This is a genomic window from Microvirga sp. Mcv34, assembly GCF_024519725.1.
Taxonomy (GTDB): Bacteria; Pseudomonadota; Alphaproteobacteria; order Rhizobiales; family Beijerinckiaceae; genus Microvirga.
Genome location: NZ_JALJRK010000003.1, coordinates 26,933 through 50,709 on the forward strand (window position 1 = coordinate 26,933; position 23,777 = coordinate 50,709).

Below are 23,777 nucleotides of genomic sequence, written 5' to 3' on the forward strand. Positions count from 1 at the left end.
ATCGCGAACGGAATGACGTCATGAGCTCCGAACAGCAGCAGACGATGCCTCCTCAGGTCCAGGACCAGCAGCCCGGTCACGAGACCGAAATGAATCCCCGGCCCGATTACGAACCCCGCTATCCCGGCAGCGGCCGTCTGAGCGGGAAGGTCGCCCTCATCACCGGCGGCGACAGCGGCATCGGGCGCGCCGCGGCCGTTCTCTTCGCCCGCGAAGGCGCGGACATCGGCATTCTGTATCTGAACGAGGGCGAGGATGCGCAGGAGACGAAGCGCCTGATCGAGCGGGAAGGGCGCTCATGCCTGACCATCGCCGGCGATGTCGGCGATCCGAGTGTCTGTCGCTCCGCCGTCGATCAGGTCGTGCAGCGCTTCGGCAAGCTCGACGTGCTCGTGAACAACGCCGCCGAGCAGCACCCGAAGAAGGACATCGCCGAGATCACGCCCGACCAGATCGACCGCACCTTCCGCACCAACATCTTCGGCTATTTCTACATGGTGCAGGCCGCCATGCCGCACCTCAAGAAGGGCTCTGCGATCATCAACACCACGTCGGTCACCGCTTATCGCGGCAGTTCCGAGCTGCTCGATTACAGCGCCACCAAGGGGGCGATCGTGGCCTTTACGCGATCCCTGGCGCAGAAGCTCGCGGGCGACGGCATCCGCGTCAACGGCGTGGCGCCGGGGCCGATCTGGACGCCTCTCATTCCGTCGACCTTCCCGGTCGAGAAGGTGAAGCAGTTCGGAGCCAACACGCCGATGAAGCGCCCGGGTCAGCCGAACGAGGTGGCGCCGTGCTACCTCTTTCTGGCGTGCGAGGATTCCTCATACATCACCGGCACGGTCCTGCATCCGAACGGCGGCGATCCGACGGAGGCGTAAAACGAAAAGGGCGGCTCGCTGAGCCGCCCTTTCCACAAATGCGATTGCGTTCGATCAGCGCCTGCGGCGCACGCGAACCGGCACGAGACTGGGCTCGGGCGTGGTCCATGCGACAAAAAGCATGAGCGCTGCAAGCGAACCGGCAATGAGGAAAAGTACTTCTGCGATTACGACCTGAGAAGCCATGCCAGTAATCGCCGCAAGGGCAGTAACAACGGCAAAGATACAAAATGCGCGAAGGGCAACTGAACGAGTCATTGACCATCTCTCCCAAGTGATCTGGAAAACGTACGGGCGTAAGGCGAGTTCCATGCGAATAAAAGCCTGCAAGATTACTTTTGAATGGCCCATGAACGCAGTGGATCCTTTTGAAGGCGTGGAACCCTACAGTCGCGCTTGGCGTTGTTTGAACATAATCGGCTTGACGTCGATCATCATTTAGCGAGGTAACACCATGCTCGGTTGGGCAGTCACTTTCCTGATTATCGCTCTCGTTGCGGCTCTCTTCGGCTTCGGCGGCATCGCCGGCACGGCCGTCGAGATCGCGAAGCTGATCTTCTTCGTTGCGATCGTCCTCTTCGCCATCTCGGCCGTGATCGGCCTGCTGCGCGGACGAAGCCCCATGTGATGCCCACAAGGCATCCAGGATCAGGACGCCGCCTCGCAAGGGCGGCGTTCTCTTTTGTGGGGTGTGATGCTGAGAATGGGCGAGGGGGGATGTTCAGCCCTGCAGGGCGGCGCGGGTCATGCTGTCCGGCCCCAGATCCTCGATGTCCTCGACGTTGAGCAGGGAGGCGAGACGGAAGCGGGCGCGGTTCACACGGCTCTTGATGGTGCCGACCGCACAGCCGCAGATATGTGCCGCTTCCTCATAGGAAAAGCCGGACGCCCCGACGAGGAGCAGCGCTTCCCTTTGATCGGACGGCAGCTTGGCGAGCGCGCTGCGGAAGTCCTCGAAGTCCAGGTGCGAGCCCTGATCCGGCTGCACCTTCAGGCGCCCCGCATAAGACCCGTCCGGATCCTCCACCTCGCGCCGCCGCTTGCGGTATTCGGAATGGAAGAGATTGCGCAGGATCGTGAACAGCCAGGCGTTCAGGTTCGTGCCCGGTTCGAACCGGTGCAGATTGGCCAGAGCCCGGAGGAGGGTGTCCTGAACGAGGTCGTCCGCCCTGTCGACCTGACCCGAGAGCGATATGGCGAAGGCGCGGAGGCTGGGAACCGCCGCGAGAAGTGCTTCCCGAAGCTCCGGATCGGGTTCCGGGGTCATTGAGACCCTTCCTTCGCCCCGTTCTTCTTGTCCAGCTGCTCGAGCAGATCCCTGAAACGATCGGGAACGGGCTGCTGCATGAGTTCGTCGTACATGGCGCGGAGCTGGTCGCCGATGCGTTTTTGACTGCCGCTATCGAGCTTGGGATCGGTTGCAAGCTTATCGTTCACGGACGCCTCCAAGGTAGTCCGCGCAAGCTTGTTCCCCTTATCAACCGTCATCTTCGTCCCCTTGCCGCCCTCTATCTTTCAGAGGGATGGCCAACCTTGGCAATATCCATATATTAGTTTTCGAGCAATAACGCTGGTTGCTGCACCCGGTTCCATCCATGGAACTTTCGCAGCTTTGCCACGTTGAATGGACCGTCGGTACAACGAGTCAAAAGCACAGTTAAGGGGAAGCGAATGTCGACAGCGCAGCTTGTCGTCCAGCACTTACCATATCTTCGCCGCTACGCACGCGCTCTCACAGGCAGCCAGATGGCTGGAGACGCCTATGTGGCCGCCACCCTGGAGACCCTCGTCAGCGAGCCCGAGACCATCGGTCCTTCCGGGAACGTCAAGGTGGAGCTCTTCCAGGTCTTCACGCGCATCTGGAATTCTCTGTCGGTGAATGGACGCAGCGAGCAGATCCAGCGCGATCTGCCGGCGGAGGTCCGTCTCGGACAGATCACCCCGCTTCCCCGTCAGGCGTTCCTCCTGTCCTGCCTCGAAGGCTTCGGAGAGGAAGAGGTCGGCCAGATCCTCGACGTGGACACGAAAACCGTTCGTGATCTCGTCGACGAAGCGGGCCGGGAACTGGCGGCCGATATGGCCACGGACATCCTCATCATCGAGGACGAGCCGCTCATCGCCATGGATCTCGAAGCGCTGGTCGAAGGCCTCGGCCACAACGTGACGGGCGTCGCCCGCACGCGCACCGAAGCCGTCAAGCTCGCCTCGGCCAAGCAGCCGGGCCTGATCCTGGCCGATATCCAGCTGGCGGACGGCAGCTCCGGCCTCGACGCGGTCAACGACCTCCTCAAGGCTTTCGAGGTCCCGGTGATCTTCATCACGGCTTATCCCGAGCGCTTCCTGACCGGCGAGCGCCCCGAGCCGGCCTTCCTGATCGCCAAGCCGTTCCAGCCCGCGAACGTCTCGGCCGTCATCAGCCAAGCCCTGTTCTTCCAGCAGAGCGCCCGCCGCCGCGAGCCCCGCGCCGCAACGGCTTAATCCCAAGGCACACTGGATTACCAAGTAATAGCCCGGCCTCTGGCCGGGCTTTTCTTTTATGATGATTGTATTGGGCACAAAAAAGACGGGCTTGAAAGCCCGTCTAAGGTGCCGGCCAATGCACAAGGGGAATGCGGGGAGGACCAGGAGGCCGGTGCTTAAAGAACGCCCTATCGAAAACAAAGGTTCCCAGCTTTTCCCCTCCTTTTTATTCTTCACTCCTTCGATCGGTGACAGGAACATCAAAGATATGGTCGCGTTATTTTTTCGAATTGTTGAGCTGGGATAGCAGGGAGATAGGAATGTTCCGCACACCTGTGGCTTTAGTCGGATTGGCTGGGGCTTTCTTCGTGGCCGGAAGCTTCGCCCCCGCGTCCTTCAACATGTCCCCTCTGGTTCAATCCGAGGCCTTGGCCCTGTCCGGGGGTGTGCTGGCGAAGGGAGATCGAATCGCCGCGCCAGTCTCGGCAAGCGAGCAAACCGCCGTCTCCATTGTGGAACTGGTCGGCGTGTCCAATGCGGCCGTGATCCTGCGCGACCAGAATGGAAAGGTTCTCTACAAGTCTGATCCCCGCACGGGGATCACGACCTTTGCCAGGGACACGGCGCTTCCCGTGCTGACCGTGAAGGACGAGACGGGCGGTTCCGTGGCGCAGCATCCCGTCCGCCGTCGCGAGGGCAACGACACCCCGCAGGAGCAGAAGCCCAAGAGCCGCAATCCCGTCGGCTGCCTGGGCGATGTCAGCCCCCTCGCCAAGGCAAGCTCCAACCGGATGCCGAGCCTCTGCCTGGCGCTGCTGGAACAATCGCTGTCCTGATTCCCGCATCATGATCCGCCACGGCGCGAAGGGGCATGCCAGCCTTCGCATGTTCGCGGCAATCTTTGAGCCCGATTCAGCGCATTCTTCTCCGCGCAGCGTACCGGCTTGAGCACTCGCCCGATCTTCGTTTATCCATCCTTGCTCTCATGGAACAAACTTTCCTCCAACCCAGTTGCCAGTATCGGCGTCTTAGCTGCTGAAATTCTATATTGAGCAGCGTTGAAGAGGGTGGACTTGGAGAGTGAACAAGTATTCATTCTGATTATTTGAATTTAGCTGCTCGATAACATTCTTTTGATCGACCGATTATATTGGGAACGGTCATTAAAGACGTGCGTTACACCCCAGAGCACCTCGGTGCACAACGCGATTCTCAATGCAACATCAGGAGAATAAAACAATGCTGAAGAAGCATATGGCAGCTTGTCTCGTCGTGACGGCTTTCGCGGCTGCACCCGCCCTCGCGCAGACCTCGACCTCTCCGTCGGCTCCGACCGACCGTCCGGCCGCGACGGGTTCCGGCACGACCGGCACCGGCTCGTCGGCCATGCAGCCGGGTTCGGCCGGCTCGTCCACCATGGGTCAATCTTCAGGCCAGTCCCCGACCACGATGGGCCAGAACAAATCGACCACGATGGGCCAGAACAGCGCCTCCGCCGGCCAGTTCATGACGCAGATGCAGGCCAACCAGATCATGGCGTCCGATCTGATCGGAACGCGCGTGGTCAGCGCCAACAATGAATCCATCGGCGACGTCAATGACGTGATCCTTGATCGCAACGGCCAGGTGATGGCTGCGGTCGTCGGCGTGGGTGGCTTCCTCGGCATCGGTGAGAAGAATGTCGCCGTTCCGTTCGACTCGCTCGAATTCATGAGCGCCCAGCAGGCCCAGGCCCTGGACAGCAGCAACAACGGCAACAACGTGAGCGCCACCGGCTCGACTGCGACCGGCAACACGGCCGCGACCGGCACCGGCTCCGCCGCTTCGACCAACACGGCCGCAACCGCGTCCTCGAGCGACCAGAACCAGCCCGAGCGCGTCGTCCTTCGCATGACGAAGGCCGAGCTCCAGGCTGCTCCGACCTTCGACAAGAAGGGCAACGCCGACGCCAACCGCTCGACCACCGGCACCACCGGTGCGGCCGGGACGAGTGGCGCGACGGGCAACACCACCGCTCCGAAGCAGTAAGCGAAACGCCGGGTCCTCCCGAAAACGGCGCCTGGGGAAACCCAGGCGCCTTTTTAGCTTTGAGCAAGGGTAGCGCGATGGTGCGCCCAAAACAAAAGGCGCAGCCGGATGAGCTGCGCCCTGAAGGTGCCGGTCCAAGGGGGCATTCGGACCAGTTGGAGTCAAAACGCCGGATATGCGCCAAGGTTCCGGAAAATGTTCATGCGCCATCGTTCGGGATCGGCCCGACTTTTTGCCGCACGAGGAACTGGGAATAGGCGCATACGTTGCCGTTTCGAGCGCATGAACATCGGTCCTGTCTGGGATCGGACGGATGCCCAATCCGAACGACGCGCTCGGCGGAGGAAACAACAATGACGGCGACGAATGAACTGGACGCGGTGCTCTGCCAGGAAGAGCTGCCGGACGAGTTTTCGCGGCTCACATCGAGTTCGCCTCCGAGGGATCGGCCCTCGGTGGCCTCCATGCTCAGCGGCATCATTCCGATGTACGCGCAGGACGAGGTGACCTGCCCCCTGCTGCTGCGGCGGCATCTGCTGGTTCCCGCCCTGCCTCATGTGGTGCCGACGGCAAGCACCCCGCGCATCTAAGGTTAGTGTTGATGGTTGACGCATTCTCCTCTTCTGCAGCTTCCGGATCGGTCGCCTTCCTGCTCCATCCGAGCATGGTTCCGGTGATCGATGTGTTCCGGTCGCTGAGCAGTCTCGAGGATCAATACGATCTGGCTCTTCTCGACGGGCCGGAGCAGGGGCTCTCGGCCTTCACGCGGCCCGAGACCGCCAAGGCCATCGTGTCCGATGCCTTGCTGCTCGCCTTTTCGATGACAAGGCAACGGGGCAGGCCGTTCCTGCATCGTCCTGTCGGCTCGCGGCATGGAAGCGTGGAGGAATACTGCCTGCTGACGCTGATCGGCTCGTCGCGCAGCGACCCGTCGGAGATTGCCCAGGAGGCTGCCGCGCTGCTGGATATCGCCTCGCGCGATTTCATGGTGTCCCTCGCTGGGGAAATCGTTCGCCAGATGGATCTCGGGACGCTCGTCTTCGAGCGCCCGAGCCTGCCCGAATTCAGGGCGTTGATGGGATACGGCCCCTCCGAGGAAGTGCTCATCGAATCGATGGTGGACAAGGCGGAGTTCAACTTCCGGAAATAGCGGTCCGACAGGATCGGAATGCATGTCTTGCCTGTGAAATCCTGATGGGCCCGGCTGTTCAGCCGCTCTTCCTGCTGTCACGATACAAAACGTCGTCACCTCTCAACCAGGGACATGGGATGCGTATCGTCGGACCCTTAGCGTGAGTCGCATTGCAGCCTTCGCCCTGATGGCTCTCATCTGGGGACTGACGTGGCTGCCCATGAAGGTGGCTTCGGAGGTCGTGCCTCCGATCTTTCTCGCCGCCATGCGCTTCCTGCTGGCCGCGCCGTGCTTTCTTGCGATCGCCATGGCGCAAGGGCTGGCGTTGCGAGCCGAACCATTCAGCCGCATTGCCGCTGCCTCTCTCCTGATCACCACGGGTTGCTACAGTTTTCTCTTCTGGGGCGTCGCGAGAGCGCCGAGCGGCCTGTCGGCCATCGTCAACCTGTCGTTGATGCCCATTTTCCTGGTCATCATAGGCCGGCTCTACGGCCAGGAGCGGATCACCCAGCGGCGCGTCGCCGCGATCGGGCTCGGGATCCTGGGGCTCGTCCTCTTGTTCTCCGGCCGCACGGGTGCGGCTCAGGACGGCGCGGCGTCCGTTCTTGGCCTTGTCGCAGTCGCCATCGGGACGGTTTCCTATGCCTGGGGCTCGGTGATCAGCAGGCCATTGACCCTGTCCATGCCGCCCCTGGTACTCGCCTTCTGGCAGAGCCTGATCGGCGGGATCGCCCTCGTGCCCGTCTCTCTGGTCGTCGAAGGGTACGATCCGGCTCACTTCGCCGGACTTGCGGACGGGCGGGCCATCTTCGGCTTGGCCACCCTGGTGGTGGGAGGGTCCCTGATCGCTTTCTGGATCTATCTGGGCCTCGTGCGCGACTGGGGGGCGTTCCGGGCGGGACTATACGCCTTCGTCAGCCCGGTCATCGCGGTGGCGGTCGGCGTCGCCTATGCGAGCGAACCGTTCGGATGGGCGGAAGCCGTCGGCATGGGGATCATGCTGGCCGCGACGGCCCTGTCCCTGTCGGAACGCAAACCTATGAAAACAACACTTTCCGGTTCAGGCGCCGCAAGTTCTCCGAAGGTAATTGCAAAAGTAAAGGGGCCGACAAGCGGCCCCTAAACCGATGTGGATCAGGAGTAGATTACTCCTGATTGCCGCGGGTGTTGCCCGAGGCCTGACCGCCCTTGCGGCCGGCTTCCGAAGCGAGTTCCCGATCCTGGGAGAAGGAACGCTTCTCGGCTGGAACGCTCTTGCCGCCTTTGCTTGCGATTTCACGCTGCCGGTCAGAATCCATCGACGCGAAGCCACGCTTCGAGGTCGAACCACCTGCCATTTATGCCTCCTTATCAAGGGTGTCCGTGCTTCTTCAACCGCAAGGGGATTCGATGGTTCCGGTTGGTTGGGGTCAACCTTTGCAACAATTTTCAGAAAATATTCAGCTTCCATGAATTGTTAGGCTTAGACTTGGCAATTTCCGCGAACTAAACGTGGCAACAACTTGTCCGTGGGAATAAGAACCCGGAAGGTACTTACCTCGATACCCGCAGCCCTGCGGTGTTCTATTTGCGAATATATCGTCCACAAAGGTATGTAGTTGATCCTCGGCGACATCTGTCGAGGATTTCGACCACGACGGGGCGAATTTCGAGAGATGATTATCCTGCGCGACCGCGATAAAAGGCTTGTCCCAGGCGCCCCTCGATGTGCGCCTCGAAGGACTGATTTCTGAGCCAGAGAGGGTGGGATGACCTACGACGACAACAACGTGTTCGCGAAGATCCTACGCGGGGAGCTCCCGTGCCATAAGGTCTACGAAACGGACCGCATCCTGGCCTTCATGGACGTGATGCCGCGTGGGGACGGGCATGTCCTGGTGATCCCGAAGGCCAAGGCCCGCAACCTGCTCGATGTCGAGCCTGACGATCTGGCGGAACTCGCGAAGGCAGTCCAGATCGTCGGGAAGGCTGCGAAGGAGGCCCTGTCGGCCGACGGCCTGACGATCCAGCAATTCAACGAGAGCGCTGGCGGACAGGTGGTCTTCCACATCCACTTCCATGTGCTCCCCCGGTTCGAGGGCGTGGCCCTGAAACCCCATTCGGGCCAGATGGAAAAGCCCGAAATCCTGGCCGACTTCGCCGCGAAGATCCGGGCGGCGCTGCCGGCCGCGTGATGGCGCGATGCACGATATTAGCGCCGGCTCGGTCGCATCTCTTTACTTCATCACCGGCCTTGTGCCGGTGATTTCGATTGGAAAGGCACAGCGCTTCACAAATCGAGATGGCCCGCACAAGGCCGGCCATGACGTGGTTGCGGGACGCGCCGATTTATTCACGGCGCCTTGGGGCGCCCGGTCGTCACTCCGCCCAGTCGAGGGAGCGGGCGATGGCCTTGTCCCAGACGGCGTTGAGCTGATCGCGGCGGGACGGGGCCATGTCCGGCGTCCAGCGGCGATCGACGGCCCAGTTGCTCACCAGCTCGTCCGTGCCGCTCCAGAAGCCCGTGGCAAGACCGGCCGCATAGGCGGCGCCCAGGGCGGTGGTTTCGATGACCTTGGGGCGCACCACCGGTACGTTCAGGATATCGGCCTGGAACTGCATCAGGAGCTCGTTCACCACCATGCCGCCGTCGGTGCGCAGCTCCTTGACGGCGATCCCGGTGTCCTTGGTCATCGCGTCCAGCACCTCACGGGTCTGGAAGGCCGTGGCTTCGAGCGCCGCACGGGCGATGTGGCCCTTATTGGCGAAGCGGGTGAGGCCGCCGACCAGGCCCCGCGCATGGGCGTTCCAGTGCGGCGCGTAGAGGCCCGAAAAGGCCGGCACGATGGTCACGCCGCCATTGTCCTCCACCTCGCGGGCGAGGGTCTCGATCTCGGTGCTGTTCTGGATCAGGCCCAGATTATCGCGCAGCCATTGCACGAGGGCGCCGGCAATCGCGATGGAGCCCTCCAGGGCATAGACGGTCTTGCCCTGGCCGAAGCGGTAGCCGACGGTAGTGAGTAGGCCGCATTTCGAAGGGTAGGGGGTCTCGCCGGTGTTCATGAGCATGAAGCAGCCGGTGCCGTAGGTGTTCTTGGCCTCGCCCTGCTGAAAGCAGGCCTGCCCCACGAGGGCCGCCTGCTGGTCGCCGAGAATGCCCGCGATGGGAACGCCCGCGAGGCCACCGGTCGCTTCGCCATAGACTTCGCTCGAGGAGCGGATCTGCGGCAGGCAGGCCCTCGGAATGTCGAAGAGGCTCAGGATCTCCTCGTCCCATTCCAGGCTCCTGAGATTCATGAGCTGCGTGCGGCTGGCATTGGTCACATCGGTGATGTGGCAGCCCCCGTCGACGCCGCCCGTCAGGTTCCAGACGAGCCAGGTGTCGATATTGCCGAACAGCACGTCGCCGGCGGCGGCCTTCTCCCGGGCGCCCGGCACGTTGTCGAGCAGCCAGCGCAACTTGAGCCCGGAGAAATAGCTCGCCAGCGGCAGGCCCGTCTTGTGGCGGAGCCGGTCGTAGCCGCCGTCCCGCGCGAATTCCTCCACGATGGAATCGACGCGGGTGTCCTGCCAGACGAGGGCGTTGTGGAGCGGCTTGCCGGTGCGGCGATCCCAGATCAGCGTCGTTTCCCGCTGGTTAGTGATGCCGATGGCCGCGAGGTCCCGGGGCTTCAGGCCCTTCTTGTCCAGCGCCTGGCGGATCACCTCTTGGGTGTTCCGCCAGATCTCGAGCGGATCGTGCTCCACGTGGCCGGCCGCGGGATAGATCTGCTCGTGTTCCTTCTGGCCGACGGAGACGATCGCTCCCGCCTTGTCGAACACGATGAAGCGCGAACTGGTCGTGCCCTGGTCGATGGCGCCGACGTACTGAGCCATGTCCTTCCCCAATGTCATTGCGCTGCGACGGGTGCGGCGTTCTTCTTGGCCAAGTAGGTATCGATCTTGGCCGGAGCGTCAACCGGCACATGCAGCCCGAGTTTCGAGCGCCGCCAGAGGATGTCCTCGGCCGTGCGCGCCCATTCGCGGCGCACGAGATAATCGACTTCCGCGGCCGTCAGGCCGGCGCCGAAATCCTCGCCGAGATCGGCCATGGACTTCGCCGCGCCGAGGAGCTCCTCCATCCGGGTGCCGTAGGCGCGGGCCAGGCGATGAGCGAGGTGCTCGGGCAGGAAGGGCCAACGCTGGCGCACGGTGGCGAAGAAGCGGTCGAAATCCGCGTCCGGCATGTCGCCGCCGGGCATCTTGGCGTTTTCCGTCCAGGCGGGCTTCATATTCGGGAAGAAGGGCTTCAGCTCCTCGAGCGCGTGCTCGGCGAGCTTGCGGAAGGTGGTGATCTTGCCGCCGAAGATCGACAGGACCGGCGCCCGGCCCTGCGGGGCGTCGAGGTCGAACACGTAGTCGCGGGTGACCGCGGAGGCGTTGCTCGAACCGTCGTCGAAGAGCGGGCGCACGCCGGAATAGGTCCAGACCACTTCGGCGGGCGTGACCTGCTTCTTGAAGAAGTGGTTCACGACGTTGCAGAGATACTGGATCTCGTCCTGGCTGATCTCGACCTTCTTGTCCGGCACCGACTCGACCGGGATGTCCGTGGTGCCGATCAGGGTGAACTTCTCCTGATAGGGGATCGCGAAGACGATGCGCTTGTCCGTATTCTGGAGGATGAAGGCTTCCTTGGTGTCGAAGAGTTTCGGCACCACGATGTGGCTGCCCTTCACGAGGCGCACGTTCTTGGTGGTGTTGAGACCGAGCTTGGCGTTGAGCACGTCGGCCACGAAAGGACCGCCCGCATTGACGATGACCTTCGCCCGGATCTCCTGGGTCTCTCCCGTCGTCACGTTCTGCAGGGTGGCCACCCAGGTGTCGCCGTCCCGGTGGGCGGAGACGAGCTTGGTGCGGACCCGGATGTCGGCGCCCTTCTCGAAAGCGTCGATGGCGTTGAGGGCCACCATGCGGCTGTCCTCGACCCAGCAGTCGGAATAGACGAAGGCGGTGTCGAAACCGGGCTTCAGGGCCTGGCCGGCCGGGTGCCGGGTGAGCTTGATCCCTTCCGTTCCCGGCAGCTTCTTGCGCGGCGCGAGGTGGTCGTACATGAACAGGCCGAGGCGCACGAACCAGGCCGGGCGGATGCCCTTCTCGTGGGGCAGGATGAAGCGCAGGGGCCAGATGATGTGCGGTGCGGAGTTAAGAAGGCGCTCGCGTTCGAAGAGCGCCTCGCGCACCAGCCGGAATTCGTAATATTCCAGGTAGCGCAGGCCGCCATGGATCAGCTTCGTCGAGGCCGAGGAGGTGTAGCCAGCCAGATCGCCCTGCTCGCAGAGCACGACCGAAAGGCCCCGTCCCACCGCGTCGCGCGCGATGCCCGCGCCGTTGATGCCGCCGCCTACAATCAGAAGATCAGTCACTGTCGTCACGAAACGCGTCTTTCTTCAAAACCAAGCCATTCTAATGCTCAGCAAATGAGTTCTTTAGCCGCCTAAGGCAAGTGAATTCTCCGGCTTTTCATGAGACTTTTGAAACACAAGCACAAGCACGAAGAAGCCGAGCGCGAGGAGGGACATCCCTAAGCAGAGGACGATGACGGCCGTGTAACCGCCCCACCAGGCCCAGAGCGCCCCGAAAATGAACGGGGCGGCCGCCGTGGTGAGGCGAACGGGCATGGCGATCATCCCCTGGACCGTGCCGTAGCTCTCGCGGCCGAACAGCTCGGACGGGAGCAGGGCGCGCACGATGGTCATCATCCCGTTCGAGGCCCCGAACAGCACGGCGAAGACCACGACCAGCCAGAAGCCTGCCGGAGTGAAGGGAAGGATGGCGAAGGCGAGGGCTCCTAAGGTCAGCACGATGATGCCGAGGCCCTTCATGCCGAAGGCGCGCTCCCCGAACGCCATGCCGAACCGGCCCGCGACCTGGGCCGGCCCGATGAGGGAGAAGGCGAACACGGCCATCTCCAGCGTAAATCCCTTCTCGACGAGAAGCGGAATCAGGTGGATCGGCAGGCCTGCGGCGATCACCCCCTGCAGAACCGAGGAGGCGACGAAGCACCAGAAGGAGGCACGCCGGAGAACCCATCGGGCATTGGCGGGAGGGGGATGACTTTGTCCGCCATCGGCATGGAGCGGTTTCCTCGGCGGCGCGCGTGGGATCATCAGCGCATGCAGGGCCGCGCAGACGAAGACGTTGAACCCGGCCAGGACCAGGAGGGCGCTCCGCCAGCCCAGATGCTCGATCAGCACATGGGTGAGGGGAATGAAGACCGTGCTGGCGAAGCCGCCGACCAGGGTCATGAAGGTGATCCCCCGGCGCGCCATGAAGCCGAGCCTGCGGGTCAGGACCGCGAAGCCCGGCTCGTAGAACACCGTGCTCATGGTGATGCCCATGCCGATCCAGATCAGCACGAAGGCGACGTAGCTCCCGACCCAGGACCAGAACACCAGGAGCAGCCCGGCGAGGAGGGAGCCGCCGGTCATTACCGCGCGGCCATAGCCGAGGTCGATGAGCCGCCCCACGGGCACGGCGCAGAAGGCCGAGGTTCCTAACGCAAGGGAATAAGCGGCCATCATCTCCGACTTGCCCCAGCCGAGCTCCTGGCCCATCGGATCGACGAACAGGGCGAAGGCGTAGAAAATCGTGCCGTAGGAGATCAGCACGTTCAGCGAGAGAGCGGAAACGAAGGCCCATGGCATGCGGGTGGGGGCGGACATGGGTCTATTCTTATGCCTGTCGGGATACGCATGTCAGCCCTAGAGGTTGACGGATTGGGCGTAAACCTCCATATGCACATCAGGCGACGGCGTCCGGCAATCGGAACGCTTGAGCGGGACTGCGTGACGGATATTCGCGAAACGGCGAAAACCCCGGTCCCCTTCTTCAATCGCTCAACCATACGACGGCCCCATCACGCGGGCTCTCGCCTCAAGAGCCCTGAAGCGCCTTTGCTTTAAGCCGAACCTGCTTTGCGGCTCACCGCATCCGTTCGAAAGATCATCGACTTTGACACTCTTCACCGATTTCGGATTGGCCCAGCCGATCCTGAAGGCCCTGTCTGCCGAAGGCTACGAGAAGCCCACGCCGATCCAGGCCCAGACCATTCCCTATGCCATGGAAGGCCGTGACGTCTGCGGCATCGCCCAGACCGGCACTGGCAAGACGGCCGCCTTCGCGCTGCCGATCCTGCATCGCCTGGACGCGAACCCGAAGCCGCGCAAGCCGAAGAGCCCGCGTGTCCTCGTGCTCAGCCCGACCCGTGAGCTGTCCGGCCAGATCGCCGACAGCTTCAAGGCTTATGGCCGCAACCTGCGCCTTTCCACCGAGGTGGTGTTTGGCGGCGTCACCATCTCCCGCCAGGAGAAGGCGCTGGCTCAGGGCGTCGACGTGCTCGTCGCCACGCCCGGCCGCCTGATCGACCTCGTGGACCGCCGGGCCCTGTCCCTGCGTGACATCGAGATTCTCGTCCTCGACGAGGCCGATCAGATGCTCGACCTCGGCTTCATCCATGCGCTGAAGCGCATCGTGACCCTGCTGCCGAAGGACCGCCAGAGCCTGTTCTTCTCGGCCACCATGCCGAAGACGATCTCGACGCTGGCGGATTCCTTCCTGCGCGATCCCGCCCACGTGGCCGTCACCCCGGTGGCGACGACCGCCGAGCGCGTCGAGCAGAGCGTGATCTTCGTGCAGACCGGCCGCAAGCAGGTTCTGCTCGAGACGCTCCTGCGCGATCCGTCCATCGACCGCGTCCTCGTCTTCACCCGCACCAAGCACGGGGCGGACAAGGTGGTGCGCGGCCTCGACAAGGCCGGCATCGCGGGTGCCGCCATTCACGGCAACAAGTCCCAGCCGCAGCGCGAGCGTGCGCTGGCGGGCTTCCGTGACGGTTCCTGCCGGGTGCTCGTGGCGACGGATATCGCCGCGCGCGGCATCGACGTCGAAGGCGTGAGCCACGTCATCAACTACGACCTGCCGAACGTGCCGGAATCCTACGTCCACCGCATCGGCCGCACGGCCCGCGCCGGGGCAACCGGCCTCGCGATCTCGTTCTGCAACGACGAAGAAAAGGCCTACCTGAAGGACATCGAGAAGCTGACCCGCCTCAAGGTTCCGGTCATGCCTCTCCCGGAAGGGTTGCCCGCTGCTCCTGCCGCTTCCGAGACCTCCGAGCGCCGCGAGCCGCAGCGCGGTCGTCCGGCTCCCCATGCCCGCGGGCACCAGGGCCACGGCCAGCCGCGCAGTGCCGATCCGAACGCGGATCGCGGTCCCAAGCGTCGTCGCGGCCGCAGCGGCAAGCCGGGCGGCAACGCCCAGCCGCAGGGCGGCCAGCCGGCCTCCGGCAACCAGCAGCGGCCCGCCCAGGCCCCGCGCTCGGCCCAGGGACAGCGTCCCGCGCAGGCACAGCGGACCCCGCAGGGCCAGCGCCCGGCTGCGCAAGGAAAGCCCGCATCCGCCCGTCAGGACGGACGCCGGGACGGGGCCCAGGTGGCCTGGCTCGAAAAGAGCCCCCGCCGCCGCTAAGGCACAATGATCGGAAAAGGCGCCTTCGGGCGCCTTTTTCATGAGGAGCCGCAACGGCATTCCCTCCCCACAAGGGGGAGGAGAGTTCCCGCGCCAGTCTCGTCAACATGCAGTTCTTCGTGGCATAGCAACTGCTCCTTCTCCCACTCTCCACGGAGACGTCACCCGATGGCCAAACGGGCCGGAAGCGCCGACCTGCCGCTCCATAGCGGCCACGTGCCGAAATGGCTGGCCGACCGGATGACGCGTCTCGGCGGCGTGGTGAGCGAGGCCATCGTGCATCATTACGGGCGCGCCGAGCTGCTGCGCCGGCTGGCCCATCCGTTCTGGTTCCAGTCGTTCGGGGCCGTGATGGGGATGGACTGGCATTCCTCCGGGATCACCACCAGCGTCATCGGGGCCCTGAAGCGCGGGCTGACGCCCCTGTCGAAGGAGCTCGGGATCCATGTCTGCGGCGGACGGGGAAAGCACTCCCGGCAGACGCCCCATGAGCTGATCGCCATCGGCGACCGCGTCGGCTTCGACGGTGCGGCCCTGGCCAATGCCAGCCGCCTGGTGGCGAAGGTCGACAGCGCGGCGATCCAGGACGGGTTCGACCTGTATCTCCACGGTTTCATCGTCACGGATGACGGCAAGTGGGCGGTGGTCCAGCAGGGGATGAACGACGTGAGCCGTCAGGCCCGCCGCTATCACTGGCTGTCGGAGGATCTCGAAAGCTTCGTCGACGAGCCGCATGCCGCCATCGACGGCAAAGGGCAAGGCACCATCGTCAACCTTACCGACCGGCGGGCGGAAGCCTCCCGGAAGGCGCAGATCGCCATCCTGGATAATCTCGGACCCGACAACATCGCCCGCAAGTTCCTGGCTCTGGAAGAGCGTGAGGCCGAGGCCGCTCCTGCGCCCAGCGCGCAGCCTCTGCTGCCGCACCTCGTCATGCCGGAGCATCACGACGTTCGCGCCAAGGACGTGGTGCTGCGGCGGCTGCACGGGACCCTCGCGGCGGCCGCCGACCGGGGACCGGCGGATTTCCCGGACCTGCTGATGACGCCCGGAGTCGGCCCGCGGACCGTGCAGGCGCTCGCCATGGTGGCGGAGGTCGTCCACGGCACGCCTTGCCGCTTCAGCGACCCCGCCCGCTTCTCCTTCGCCCATGGCGGCAAGGACCGGCATCCCTATCCGGTGCCGGTGCGGGTCTACGACGAGACCATCCGCGTGCTGAAATCGGCCGTCCAGAAGGCGAAGCTCGGGCAGCAGGAGGAGCTCTTCGCGCTCAAGCGCCTGGATGATCAGGCCCGTGAGCTCGAGCGCCACGCCATCGGCCCCACGGTGGAGGAGCATATTGCGCGGGAGCGCGCCACATCGCATTCCTACGGCGGCCGCTCCGTCTTCGGAGACGAGCCGCCGCCGGACGAGACCATTTAAACCACCGGACGTAAATCGAAGTCACGTCCGATGGTTTAAACTTTCAGGTTTGCGCATCTTTTCACGCAAAATCGGTTCCCACTTTTGCGTTGGATGCTTTAGCGCTGGGCTTTCTGAAGAAGGCTCTTGTCCAGCATCACATGGACGCCCTTGTTGCCGTTGACCACCTGGGTGATGCGCAGGTCGGCCGCGAGGCTGCACAGGGCATAGGCTTCCGCCTTGGTGATGCCGGTGCGGGCGACGATCAGGTCGATCATGTCGCGCAGCGCGATGACGACGCAATCGTCGAGATCCGGATCGAACGCCATGGTCATCACATGGGTCGGCGTCTCGGCCATGGGCCAGGTGAGATGCATGTCCTCGCGCAGGTGCAGCTCGAAGGTGCCGATCAGGCCGGTCTCGATCGCCGTGACGCAGACCTCGCCGTCGCCCTGGACGCCATGCCCGTCGCCGACCGAGAACAGGGCGCCGTCGTGATGGATCGGCAGGTAGAGAGTTGTGCCGGCCACGAGTTCCTTGTTGTCGAGATTGCCGCCGTTGCGGCGCGGCGGCAGGGTGCTCAAGCTGCCCCAGGCGGCGGGAGGCGCCACCGCCATCACGCCGAAGAACGGCCGGAGGGGCAGCTCGAGGCCCCATGGCAACCGGCCGGTCATCCGCTCGCGGTCGAGCGGGATGGTCATGGCGTGTATCTCGTCGAAATCGTCCGGGAGGGCACCTTTCTGTGGGGCTGAATAGGTGAAGCCCCAATCGTAATGCAGCGCGATGTCCTTGATGCGGACTTCGAGAACATGACCGGCCTTGGCTGCCCGCACCGCGACCGGGCCGGTGCAGATGTGGCCCGGCAGTTTCGGCGTGTGAGCCGCATGAATGTCCGGCAGGGCCTGTGGAATCACGAAGGGGGCCTTCGGCATCGCCTCCGGACCGCCCGACACGGTCGAGATCGTGACCGTGTCGCCGGAATCGATCGTCAGCAGCGGCTTCAGATTTGCGTCGAAATAGCCCCAGTGAATGGTCTCCGGGGAAGCATCAATCCGGTAATCGGTCACGAACGCCTCTATGTCGATGGAAGGGTATGAGCAGAAGAGTCTCACGTGCCGCCATTCAGCAGGGCAACAGCTCACCTGTCCATCAGATCCTCTTAGTCATTTTGACTGAGCCTTTGAGCGATTGCGGTCAGGACCGCATCTCCCTCGGATGAACTGGAAATCAGGCAGGGATCATCCCACTCGTAATAATAAGTAAAATCGGCATTGCCGATGGTGACAGTTGCAGAGACGGCGTACTCGTTCAGTTGCCGAGGTTCACCGAACAACTCACGGATAGCGGCCTGGATGAAAGGCGCATCCTCAGAACGAAACTCCAGCGAGTAGTGCCCACTGCCGAGGCGAAGCAAAGATACCACTCTGTCCGATCCTAATGATACGGGTCCGCCGCGTCGCGCAGCCCGTCGCCCATGAAGTTGAAGGCCAGCACCACGATCACCACGGGCACCATCGGGAAGAGCAGCCAGGGGTGGAGCTGCACGGCCGCGAGGTTCTGCGCCTCGTTGAGCAGCACTCCCCAGCTCGTCACGGGCGGGCGCAGGCCCAGGCCGAGGAACGAGAGGGCGGTCTCGCCGAGGATCATGGACGGGATCGAAAGCGTCGCCGAGGCGATCAGGTGGCTCATGAAGTTCGGGATGAGGTGGCGTGCGATGATCCGCTGCTTGGAGGCGCCCATCAGCTCCGCGGCCTTCACGAAATCCTCCTCGCGCAGCGACAGCAGCTTGGAGCGCACGGCGCGCGCGAGCCCCGGCCAGTCGAGCAGGCCGAGGATGATGGTGATGCCGAAGAACACCAGGATCGGGCTCCAGTTCGCCGGCAGCGCGGCGGAGAGCGCCAGCCACAGGGGCAGTTCCGGCAGGGAACGCAGGATCTCGATCATGCGCTGGATCACGTGATCGACCCAGCCGCCGAGATACCCGGCGAGCCCGCCGAAGAAGAGGCCGAGCGCGAACGAGACGGCGATGCCGACGATGCCGATGGTGAGCGAGATTCGCGCGCCGTAGATGATGCGCGAGAGCAGGTCGCGCCCGAGCCGGTCGGTGCCGAGCAGGAACATCGTGCCGCCTTCCGGCGGGCAGACCAGATGGAAGTTCATCTCCCATAGGCCCCAGAACTGGTAGGCATCGCCCCGGCACAGGAAGCGGATGGGCTGCGGCTTCGATTTGTCGGGCGTGTAGACGCGCCGGAAGCTCTCCAGGTCGAAGCTGTAATTGTAAGAATAGGTATGAGGTCCGACAAACCGACCTTCATGCATCAGGTGGACGGCCTGCGGCGGCGCGTAGAGGAAGTCGCCGTGGCGCTTGGTCTGGTTGTAGGGGGCGACGATCTCCACGAAGGGCACGAGGAGATAGAAGGCGAGCAGCACGAAGGCGGCCGCCACCGCCACCTTGTGGCGGCGGAACTTCCACCACATCAGCTGCCAGGACGAGGCCCGGTAGAAGCTCTCGCTTTCGGCGCCGACCGGTTCAGTCTTGCCCGGATCGAAGGGGGCGGGATCGACGTAATGGTGCTTGGAGGGAAGAGCCGTGTTCATCGTCCGCCTCCCATCCGGATCCGCGGATCGAGCCAGGCCAGCAGAAGGTCGGAGATCAGCATGCCGACGACCGTCAGCAAGGCGACGAACATCAGGATGAAGCCGGCGAGGAACTGATCCTGGCTCTTGAGCGCGCTCAGCAGGATCGGGCCGACGGTCGGAAGGCTCAGGACCAGGGAGACCAGGACGGACCCGGAGACCAGATGCGGCAGCAGGTTGCCGATATCGGCGATGAAGGGGTTGAGCGACATGCGGAAGGGATATTTCAGGAGGGCTCTCGTGGGATCGAGGCCCTTCGCCTTCGCGGTCACGTAGTATTGCTTGCCGAGTTCGTCGAGCAGGTTCGCGCGCATGCGCCGGATCATGGCCGCCGTTCCGCCGAGGCCGATCACGACGGTCGGCACCACCAGATGCGAGAGCAGGGACTGCGTCTTCGCCCAGGTCCAGGGCTCGCCCGCATATTGCGCGTCGTAGAGCCCGCCGATGGAAATGCCGAACCAGCGGTTCATGTAATAGAGCATGATCAGCGCGAGCAGGAAGCTCGGGGTCGCAAGCCCGATATAGCCGATGAAGGTAGCGAGATAGTCGCCGACGGAATATTGCCGCGTCGCCGAATAGATCGCGATGGGAATCGACACCACGTGGATGAAGATCACGACCGCGAGGTTGACGAGAAGGGTCAGCCACAGGGCGTCGCCGATCACGTCCACCACCGGCTTGTCGTATTCGAAGGACCAGCCCCAATCGCCCTGCAAAAGGCCCGAAAAGCCATTCGGCCCGGGCATCACGCCGATCCAGACCAGGTATTGCTGCCAGGCGGGCTTATCGAGCCCATATTGCTTGATGAGGAATTCCGCTTTCGCGATGGAGGCGGATTCCCCCTGCGCCCTCAGCTCGGCGATCTGGTTGCTCAGGAAGTCGCCCGGCGGCAGCTTGATGATGAAAAAGACCAAGGCCGAAATGATCAGCAGGGTCACCGCCATGGTGACGAAGCGACGCAACAGGAAACGGATCATCGACGGGCCTCTTTGCGGGCGGCTTTGTTCCAGTGGATTTCATCCAGGCGATAGATGCCCAGCATGGCCGTCGGCTCCCAGCTGTAGAGCTCCTTGGCCGGTAGCCCCTCGAGACCGTTGCGGACGACGATGGGTTGCAGCGCGCCGGAGATGGTGCCGATGGCCCATTGGTTCTCCGCATGATTGCGCAGCATCTCGCTCCAGACGTTCCGCTGAACCTCCCGATTTCCGGTGCTCATCCAGGTCTCATAGAGCTCGAGCAGGCGCTGGGCTTCGGGAATGTCGACCTGCTCGCCGTTCTTGCCCTTGGTCTCTACGTGCTGCCCCCATTTCGGCCAGGTGTAATTGTCCTGGCGCATGGGGGCGAGCTCCGTCGGCGGCATGATGGCCGTGGGAATCGCGTTGTCGAGGCCGGGCGCGGCCACCATGACCGTCAGCCCGGCATAGGAGCGGTTGCGCAGCACCGTGCGGTCCTGCGGCTTCACGAAGAGCCTCACGCCGATCTCGCGCCAGAATTCGCCGATCAGGGTCAGGCCGTCGACCACGAGGCTGCTCTCGCCGTCGGTCTCGACGATGATTTCCAGCTCGCGCCCGTCGGGGAGCAGGCGAATGCCGGCGCCGTTGCGCTTCGTCAGGCCGATCTCGTCGAGGAGGCGCGAGGCCTCGGCCGGATCGTAACCGGCATTCATCGTGCGCAGCTCCTCCTTGAACAGCGGGCTTTCCGACACGATGGTGTTGTTGCCCTCGGTGCCGAGCCCGAAGAGCAGCGCATTGTTCAGAGTCTTGCGGTCGATGCCGAGCGAAAGGGCGCGGCGGAAGCGGACGTCCCGGTTCAGCTGGCGCCAGACCGGATCCACCGTGTTCAGGTTGGGATAGAGCGCAAGCTCGGTGCCCCGGGCATAGGGCCAGAGCAGGGTCTTGTAGCCTTTCGCCTTCTCGCCTTCCTTCAGGACCGGGATGTCGCTCATGGACAGGCCGCGGAACAGGAGGTCGACCTCGCCCGCATTGGCCTTGGCGGCAAAGAGGCCGGGGGCCGACACGTCCATGATGAGCCGGTCCACGTAAGGCAGCTGCTGCCCCTGGCTGTCGACACGGTGGTAGTAGGGATTGCGCTCGAAGATGAAGCGGTTGGCCGGGGCCGCATTCATCACGCGCCAGGCCATGAGGGTGGGCAGAGCCGGGTTGGTCTGCTCCTTCATGTCGTCCATGCGGTTGTGCAGGGCCGCCCAGGATTTCAGCTTCTGCTGCTTCGCCTTCTCGTCGAGAGCGGCCTTGTCGGCGTATTTGGCGTGGAACTGCTTAAGATAGGCGGAAGCCCGGTAGATGCCGGGATCGAGCGGGCCCGCCAGTTGCGGCAGGAAGCGCGGATTGGGCTTGTCCCAGGTGTAGCGCACCGTCCGCTCGTCGAGGACCTCGAAGCGCGGGGGCTTGCCGTCCACCATCATGAATTCCGGCGGCCCGGCCGGCGAGAGGTCCTGGTTCTGGGCCACGTCCTCCCAGTAATAGCGGAAATCCTCCGCCGTGAACGGAGAGCCGTCCGACCAGCGGTGCCCTTCACGGAGTGTGAACGTGAAGACCCGATCGTCCTCGTTCTCGTACTTCTCCAGGAGATCCGGCTGAAGCTGGAGATCCTGGTCGTAGCCGACGAGGCGGGTATAGGCGAAGGTCGAGATGTAGCGGATGTCGCGAGGCCGCGGCACCAGGGTTACGACGTCACCGCCGTACTGGCCGGCGGAATTGACCACGATCGGGGATTTCGGGAGCCGTTCCGCCAGAGGCGGCAGCTTCTTGTCCTTCACCTGTTCGGCAAGGAACGGGGCGTCCTTGAAATCCTGTCCCATGGCGGGTAGCGCGAGCAATCCGAGCGCGACGGCAAGGGCGAGCTTCTGTGTTCTGGCTTTGAGCAGCATCACGCAGCCTCCCGGGCTGTCAGGTGCCCCACGCGAACCTTGTGGCCTGGTTCGATCTCTTTCATCACGCCGAATTCTCCGGGCGCGATGCGGAAAGGCTCGGGCCATTCCGACGGCTGCGAGAAGCGGCCGCTCCGCAGCTTGGCGAAGTCCAGCGGCCGGTCGATGTCCGGATCCGGCACGGCGGCGAGCAGGGCCTGCGTGTAGGGGTGGACCGGGTTGCGGAAGAGGGAGGATTTCGGCGCCTCCTCGACGATGTAGCCCCGGCACATGACCGCGATCGTATCGGCGATGTAGTCCACGACCGCGAGATTGTGGGACACGAAGAGATAGGACAATCCGAGAGCCGATTGCAGGTCCTTGAGCAGGTTGAGGACCTGTGCCTGCACGGACACGTCCAAGGCGGAAACCGGTTCGTCGCAGAGCAGCACGCGCGGCTCGAGCGCGAGCGCCCGCGCGATGCCGAGGCGCTGGCGCTGCCCGCCGGAGAAGGAATGCGGATAGCGCCTCAGCGCGCGGTGATCGAGCCCCACCATGTCGAGGAGCTGCTTCACCCGTGCATAGCGCTCGTCAGAGGTGCCGATGTTGTAGATGCGCAGGGGCTCGGTCAGAAGCTCATACACCGTCATGCGCGGGTTGAGGGACGAGAACGGGTCCTGGAAGATGAACTGCACCGAGCGGCGATAGGTGGTCAGCGCATCGCCTTCCAGCTTGTGCACGTCCTTCGGCCCCGTGCCGTCGTCGAACAGCACCCGGCCCGAATTCGGCGTGAGCGCGCGCATGATCATCTTGGACACGGTGGTCTTGCCGCATCCGGATTCGCCCACGAGGCCCAGGGTCTTGCCGATGGGAAGCGACAGGTCGACCTCGCTGACCGCGCGGATCTCCTGGGTGTTGCCTGAGAACCAGCCCGACCGGAGCGTGAAGCATTTCGTGAGGTGCTCGGCCTTCAGGATCGGCCCCTTCGGCTGAATCCGCTCCGGGGCCGCGGCCGACGTGAGCGTCGCGCTCGTGACTTCGCGGATCGGCGTCAGGCGCTCGTTCTCCGCCATGGCGAAGCGCGGAACGGCGCGCATGAGCGCCTGAAGATAGGGGTGTTGCGCGTTGCGGAAGATGTTCTCGCGGGAGCCGGCCTCCATGACTCTCCCGCGATACATCACTACCACCTCGTCGGCCACGTTGGCGACGACGCCCAGGTCGTGCGTGATGAGCAGGACCGACATGCCGGTCTCGCCCTGAAGCTCCTTGATCAGGTCCAGGATCTGCGCCTGCGTGGTCACGTCGAGAGCCGTCGTGGGCTCGTCGGCGATCAGGAGGACAGGGCGCGTGATGAGCGCCATGGCGATCATGGCGCGCTGGCGCAGGCCCCCGGAGAGCTCGAACGGGTAGCTCTTCAGAGCCCGCTTCGGATCGGGGAAGCCGACCCGGGCCAGCACCTCCATAGTCCGCTGGTTCGCCGCAGCCTGATCCACGTCCGAGTGGATCATCAGCGCCTCGGAGATCTGGTTGCCGATGGTGTGGAGCGGCGACAGGGACGTCATCGGCTCCTGGAAGATCATGGCGATGCGCCCGCCGCGCAGGGCATGCATGGCGTCGCTTTCCGGCTGCAGGGCGGCGATGTCGATGGCGGCGCCATTCGCAGGATCGTTGAACACGATGGAGCCGCCGGTGATGCGGGCCTTCTTCGACAGGATCTGGAGGATGGCTTGTGCCGTCACCGATTTGCCCGATCCGGACTCGCCGACGAGCGCCACTGTCTTGCCTTTCGGGATGTCGAACGTCAGCCCATCGACGGCCCGGAAATTTCCGGCATCGGTGTTGAAGTCAACTGTCAGCTGGCGAACCGACAGGAGTGGCGCTTCCATAT

The 23,777-nt window shown here is 63.8% G+C and carries 24 protein-coding genes; 11 read left to right on the forward strand and 13 right to left on the reverse strand.

The features are described 5' to 3' along the window. Positions 1–20: 20 nt before the first annotated feature. Positions 21–881 carry an SDR family oxidoreductase gene (locus tag OC446_RS02465; protein ID WP_262027463.1) on the forward strand — a complete coding sequence of 287 codons (861 nt, stop codon included), beginning with the start codon at positions 21–23 and terminating at the stop codon, positions 879–881. Positions 882–935: 54 nt separating this feature from the next. Here the strand turns inward: OC446_RS02465 and OC446_RS02470 are convergent, their stop codons facing one another. Continuing rightward, positions 936–1,232 carry a hypothetical protein gene (locus OC446_RS02470; protein WP_262027464.1) on the reverse strand — a complete coding sequence of 99 codons (297 nt, stop codon included), beginning with the start codon at positions 1,230–1,232 and terminating at the stop codon, positions 936–938. Positions 1,233–1,335: 103 nt separating this feature from the next. On the opposite strand from OC446_RS02470, the gene OC446_RS02475 reads away from it, so the two are divergent. Continuing rightward, entirely contained in the window at positions 1,336–1,509 is a 174-nt protein-coding gene (locus OC446_RS02475; RefSeq protein WP_009494036.1) for a DUF1328 domain-containing protein, read from the forward strand. 93 nt (positions 1,510–1,602) lie between these two features. Here OC446_RS02475 and OC446_RS02480 read toward each other — a convergent pair whose 3' ends face one another. Next, complete coding sequence (locus OC446_RS02480) at positions 1,603–2,148, reverse strand: sigma-70 family RNA polymerase sigma factor (RefSeq protein WP_262027465.1); 546 nt, start codon at positions 2,146–2,148, stop codon at positions 1,603–1,605. After that, positions 2,145–2,369 carry a NepR family anti-sigma factor gene (locus tag OC446_RS02485; RefSeq protein WP_262027466.1) on the reverse strand — a complete coding sequence of 75 codons (225 nt, stop codon included), beginning with the start codon at positions 2,367–2,369 and terminating at the stop codon, positions 2,145–2,147. Before OC446_RS02485 ends, OC446_RS02480 begins: the two co-directional genes overlap by 4 nt. A 183-nt stretch (positions 2,370–2,552) precedes the next feature. On the opposite strand from OC446_RS02485, the gene OC446_RS02490 reads away from it, so the two are divergent. From OC446_RS02490 to OC446_RS02515, 6 genes are all read left to right on the forward strand, one after another. Then, complete coding sequence (locus OC446_RS02490; RefSeq protein WP_009494033.1) at positions 2,553–3,359, forward strand: response regulator; 807 nt, start codon at positions 2,553–2,555, stop codon at positions 3,357–3,359. Between the two features lie 302 nt (positions 3,360–3,661). Next, complete coding sequence (locus tag OC446_RS02495; RefSeq protein ID WP_262027467.1) at positions 3,662–4,177, forward strand: hypothetical protein; 516 nt, start codon at positions 3,662–3,664, stop codon at positions 4,175–4,177. Between the two features lie 403 nt (positions 4,178–4,580). After that, the gene (locus OC446_RS02500; protein WP_262027468.1) at positions 4,581–5,369 is read left to right on the forward strand and encodes a PRC-barrel domain-containing protein; all 789 of its coding nucleotides are present in this window, start codon (positions 4,581–4,583) and stop codon (positions 5,367–5,369) included. A 353-nt stretch (positions 5,370–5,722) separates the two neighbouring features. Further along, positions 5,723–5,959: a hypothetical protein gene (locus tag OC446_RS02505; protein ID WP_262027469.1), complete on the forward strand. Its 237-nt coding sequence runs from the start codon at positions 5,723–5,725 to the stop codon at positions 5,957–5,959. A gap of 11 nt (positions 5,960–5,970) precedes the next feature. Further along, positions 5,971–6,519 carry a hypothetical protein gene (locus tag OC446_RS02510; RefSeq protein WP_262027470.1) on the forward strand — a complete coding sequence of 183 codons (549 nt, stop codon included), beginning with the start codon at positions 5,971–5,973 and terminating at the stop codon, positions 6,517–6,519. Between the two features lie 142 nt (positions 6,520–6,661). Beyond that, positions 6,662–7,624 carry a DMT family transporter gene (locus OC446_RS02515; protein WP_262027471.1) on the forward strand — a complete coding sequence of 321 codons (963 nt, stop codon included), beginning with the start codon at positions 6,662–6,664 and terminating at the stop codon, positions 7,622–7,624. 22 nt (positions 7,625–7,646) lie between these two features. Here the strand turns inward: OC446_RS02515 and OC446_RS02520 are convergent, their stop codons facing one another. After that, complete coding sequence (locus tag OC446_RS02520) at positions 7,647–7,838, reverse strand: general stress protein (RefSeq protein WP_009494027.1); 192 nt, start codon at positions 7,836–7,838, stop codon at positions 7,647–7,649. A 411-nt stretch (positions 7,839–8,249) separates the two neighbouring features. Here OC446_RS02520 and OC446_RS02525 point away from each other — a divergent pair, with 411 nt between their 5' ends. Further along, the gene (locus tag OC446_RS02525) at positions 8,250–8,675 is read left to right on the forward strand and encodes an HIT family protein (RefSeq protein ID WP_262027472.1); all 426 of its coding nucleotides are present in this window, start codon (positions 8,250–8,252) and stop codon (positions 8,673–8,675) included. 184 nt (positions 8,676–8,859) lie between these two features. Here the strand turns inward: OC446_RS02525 and glpK are convergent, their stop codons facing one another. The 3 genes from glpK to OC446_RS02540 are packed head-to-tail and all read right to left on the reverse strand — an operon-like array spanning position 8,860 to position 13,181. Beyond that, positions 8,860–10,356, reverse strand: a complete 1,497-nt coding sequence (gene glpK, locus OC446_RS02530) for a glycerol kinase GlpK (RefSeq protein WP_262027473.1) — start codon at positions 10,354–10,356, stop codon at positions 8,860–8,862. Positions 10,357–10,370: 14 nt separating this feature from the next. Further along, positions 10,371–11,891, reverse strand: coding sequence for a glycerol-3-phosphate dehydrogenase (locus OC446_RS02535; protein WP_262027474.1), 1,521 nt, complete (start codon positions 11,889–11,891; stop codon positions 10,371–10,373). A gap of 54 nt (positions 11,892–11,945) precedes the next feature. Next, complete coding sequence (locus OC446_RS02540) at positions 11,946–13,181, reverse strand: MFS transporter (RefSeq protein ID WP_262027475.1); 1,236 nt, start codon at positions 13,179–13,181, stop codon at positions 11,946–11,948. A gap of 289 nt (positions 13,182–13,470) precedes the next feature. Here OC446_RS02540 and OC446_RS02545 point away from each other — a divergent pair, with 289 nt between their 5' ends. Both OC446_RS02545 and OC446_RS02550 read left to right on the forward strand, forming a co-directional pair. Next, positions 13,471–14,985, forward strand: coding sequence for a DEAD/DEAH box helicase (locus tag OC446_RS02545; RefSeq protein WP_262027476.1), 1,515 nt, complete (start codon positions 13,471–13,473; stop codon positions 14,983–14,985). Positions 14,986–15,153: 168 nt separating this feature from the next. Next, positions 15,154–16,407, forward strand: a complete 1,254-nt coding sequence (locus OC446_RS02550) for a DUF763 domain-containing protein (protein ID WP_262027477.1) — start codon at positions 15,154–15,156, stop codon at positions 16,405–16,407. Between the two features lie 98 nt (positions 16,408–16,505). Here the strand turns inward: OC446_RS02550 and OC446_RS02555 are convergent, their stop codons facing one another. From OC446_RS02555 to OC446_RS02580, 6 genes are all read right to left on the reverse strand, one after another. Beyond that, entirely contained in the window at positions 16,506–17,453 is a 948-nt protein-coding gene (locus tag OC446_RS02555) for an acetamidase/formamidase family protein (protein ID WP_262027478.1), read from the reverse strand. A 92-nt stretch (positions 17,454–17,545) separates the two neighbouring features. Further along, positions 17,546–17,809: a hypothetical protein gene (locus OC446_RS02560; RefSeq protein ID WP_262027479.1), complete on the reverse strand. Its 264-nt coding sequence runs from the start codon at positions 17,807–17,809 to the stop codon at positions 17,546–17,548. 11 nt (positions 17,810–17,820) lie between these two features. Further along, on the reverse strand, positions 17,821–18,984 hold the full coding sequence (locus tag OC446_RS02565; RefSeq protein WP_262027480.1) for an ABC transporter permease: 1,164 nt from the start codon (positions 18,982–18,984) through the stop codon (positions 17,821–17,823). Then, positions 18,981–20,000, reverse strand: a complete 1,020-nt coding sequence (locus OC446_RS02570) for an ABC transporter permease (protein WP_262027481.1) — start codon at positions 19,998–20,000, stop codon at positions 18,981–18,983. Before OC446_RS02570 ends, OC446_RS02565 begins: the two co-directional genes overlap by 4 nt. Then, positions 19,997–21,910 carry an ABC transporter substrate-binding protein gene (locus OC446_RS02575; RefSeq protein ID WP_262027482.1) on the reverse strand — a complete coding sequence of 638 codons (1,914 nt, stop codon included), beginning with the start codon at positions 21,908–21,910 and terminating at the stop codon, positions 19,997–19,999. The genes OC446_RS02570 and OC446_RS02575 overlap by 4 nt, the downstream gene beginning before the upstream one ends. Then, a complete protein-coding gene (locus tag OC446_RS02580; RefSeq protein ID WP_262027664.1) occupies positions 21,910–23,775 on the reverse strand; it encodes an ABC transporter ATP-binding protein in 1,866 nt (621 codons plus the stop codon). The genes OC446_RS02575 and OC446_RS02580 overlap by 1 nt, the downstream gene beginning before the upstream one ends. Positions 23,776–23,777 lie beyond the last annotated feature (2 nt).

What these genes read in the sequence shown, in the direction of transcription:
- OC446_RS02465 (WP_262027463.1), top strand. Translation starts at nt 21, where the DNA reads ATGAGCTCCGAACAGCAGCAGACGATGCCTCCTCAGGTCCAGGACCAG.
- OC446_RS02470 (WP_262027464.1), bottom strand. Translation starts at nt 1,232, where the DNA reads ATGGGCCATTCAAAAGTAATCTTGCAGGCTTTTATTCGCATGGAACTC.
- OC446_RS02475 (WP_009494036.1), top strand. Translation starts at nt 1,336, where the DNA reads ATGCTCGGTTGGGCAGTCACTTTCCTGATTATCGCTCTCGTTGCGGCT.
- OC446_RS02480 (WP_262027465.1), bottom strand. Translation starts at nt 2,148, where the DNA reads ATGACCCCGGAACCCGATCCGGAGCTTCGGGAAGCACTTCTCGCGGCG.
- OC446_RS02485 (WP_262027466.1), bottom strand. Translation starts at nt 2,369, where the DNA reads ATGACGGTTGATAAGGGGAACAAGCTTGCGCGGACTACCTTGGAGGCG.
- OC446_RS02490 (WP_009494033.1), top strand. Translation starts at nt 2,553, where the DNA reads ATGTCGACAGCGCAGCTTGTCGTCCAGCACTTACCATATCTTCGCCGC.
- OC446_RS02495 (WP_262027467.1), top strand. Translation starts at nt 3,662, where the DNA reads ATGTTCCGCACACCTGTGGCTTTAGTCGGATTGGCTGGGGCTTTCTTC.
- OC446_RS02500 (WP_262027468.1), top strand. Translation starts at nt 4,581, where the DNA reads ATGCTGAAGAAGCATATGGCAGCTTGTCTCGTCGTGACGGCTTTCGCG.
- OC446_RS02505 (WP_262027469.1), top strand. Translation starts at nt 5,723, where the DNA reads ATGACGGCGACGAATGAACTGGACGCGGTGCTCTGCCAGGAAGAGCTG.
- OC446_RS02510 (WP_262027470.1), top strand. Translation starts at nt 5,971, where the DNA reads ATGGTTGACGCATTCTCCTCTTCTGCAGCTTCCGGATCGGTCGCCTTC.
- OC446_RS02520 (WP_009494027.1), bottom strand. Translation starts at nt 7,838, where the DNA reads ATGGCAGGTGGTTCGACCTCGAAGCGTGGCTTCGCGTCGATGGATTCT.
- OC446_RS02525 (WP_262027472.1), top strand. Translation starts at nt 8,250, where the DNA reads ATGACCTACGACGACAACAACGTGTTCGCGAAGATCCTACGCGGGGAG.
- glpK (WP_262027473.1), bottom strand. Translation starts at nt 10,356, where the DNA reads ATGGCTCAGTACGTCGGCGCCATCGACCAGGGCACGACCAGTTCGCGC.
- OC446_RS02540 (WP_262027475.1), bottom strand. Translation starts at nt 13,181, where the DNA reads ATGTCCGCCCCCACCCGCATGCCATGGGCCTTCGTTTCCGCTCTCTCG.
- OC446_RS02550 (WP_262027477.1), top strand. Translation starts at nt 15,154, where the DNA reads ATGGCCAAACGGGCCGGAAGCGCCGACCTGCCGCTCCATAGCGGCCAC.
- OC446_RS02565 (WP_262027480.1), bottom strand. Translation starts at nt 18,984, where the DNA reads ATGAACACGGCTCTTCCCTCCAAGCACCATTACGTCGATCCCGCCCCC.
- OC446_RS02570 (WP_262027481.1), bottom strand. Translation starts at nt 20,000, where the DNA reads ATGATCCGTTTCCTGTTGCGTCGCTTCGTCACCATGGCGGTGACCCTG.
- OC446_RS02575 (WP_262027482.1), bottom strand. Translation starts at nt 21,910, where the DNA reads ATGCTGCTCAAAGCCAGAACACAGAAGCTCGCCCTTGCCGTCGCGCTC.
- OC446_RS02580 (WP_262027664.1), bottom strand. Translation starts at nt 23,775, where the DNA reads ATGGAAGCGCCACTCCTGTCGGTTCGCCAGCTGACAGTTGACTTCAAC.